Below are 1,199 nucleotides of genomic sequence, written 5' to 3'. Positions count from 1 at the left end.
CCGACCTCGACGACCACGGTCTCGCGGCCGGGCTCCTCCTCCGCGTCCGCGTCCGCGGGGGCGGTGAAGGGCTTGATGTCGTTGACGAACTCGGTCTCGATCCAGCGGGTGTGGATCTGGAACGGGTCGCTGGTGAAGGCGGGGTCGGTGACCACGGCGCGGTGGAAGGGCAGGGCGGTGGCCATGCCCTCGACCCGGAACTCGGCCAGGGCGCGGGCGGCGCGCTGGAGGGCCTGTTCGCGGGTGGCGCCGGTGACGATGAGCTTGGCGAGCAGGGAGTCCCAGGCCGGGCCGATCACGGAGCCGGATTCCACGCCGGCGTCCAGGCGCACGCCGGGGCCGGTGGGCGGGGCGAAGGCGGTGACGGTGCCGGGGGCGGGCAGGAAGCCGCGGCCGGGGTCCTCGCCGTTGATGCGGAACTCGAAGGAGTGCCCGCGCACGGCCGGGTCGCCGTAGCCGAGTTCCTCGCCGTCGGCGATGCGGAACATCTCGCGGACCAGGTCCAGGCCGGTGACCTCCTCGGTCACCGGGTGCTCGACCTGCAGACGGGTGTTGACCTCCAGGAAGGAGATCGTGCCGTCGGTGCCGACCAGGAACTCCACCGTGCCCGCGCCGACGTAGCCGGCCTCCTTGAGGATGGCCTTGGACGCCGCGTACAGCTCGGCGTTCTGCTCGTCGGTGAGGAAGGGGGCGGGCGCCTCCTCGACCAGCTTCTGGTGGCGGCGCTGCAGCGAGCAGTCCCGGGTGGAGACCACCACGACGTTGCCGTGGGAGTCGGCCAGGCACTGCGTCTCCACGTGCCGGGGCCGGTCGAGGTAGCGCTCCACGAAGCACTCCCCGCGCCCGAAGGCCGCGACCGCCTCGCGCACCGCCGAGTCGTACAGCTCGGGAACCTCCTCCAGGGTGCGGGCCACCTTCAGCCCGCGCCCGCCCCCGCCGAAGGCGGCCTTGATCGCGATCGGCAGCCCGTGCTCCCGCGCGAAGGCCACCACCTCCTCCGCACCGGAGACCGGATCGGGAGTACCGGCCACCAGCGGCGCCCCGGCACGCTGGGCGATGTGCCGGGCGGCGACCTTGTCCCCCAGATCCCGGATCGCCTGCGGCGGCGGCCCGATCCACGTCAGCCCCGCATCCATCACCGCCTGCGCGAACTCCGCGTTCTCCGACAAGAACCCGTACCCCGGATGCACCGCATCCGC

General features: G+C 73.1%; 1 protein-coding gene. It reads right to left on the bottom strand.

Going from position 1 to position 1,199, the window contains the following annotated elements:
* A partial coding sequence (locus ACFYW1_RS39040; RefSeq protein ID WP_389004601.1) for an acetyl/propionyl/methylcrotonyl-CoA carboxylase subunit alpha occupies window positions 1-1,199 on the bottom strand: 1,199 nt, incomplete at both ends.

Origin of the sequence: Streptomyces sp. NPDC002669, assembly GCF_042889165.1 — a bacterium.
Classification (GTDB): Bacteria; Actinomycetota; Actinomycetes; order Streptomycetales; family Streptomycetaceae; genus Streptomyces.
This window is presented reverse-complemented; position numbering and strand designations above follow the sequence as displayed.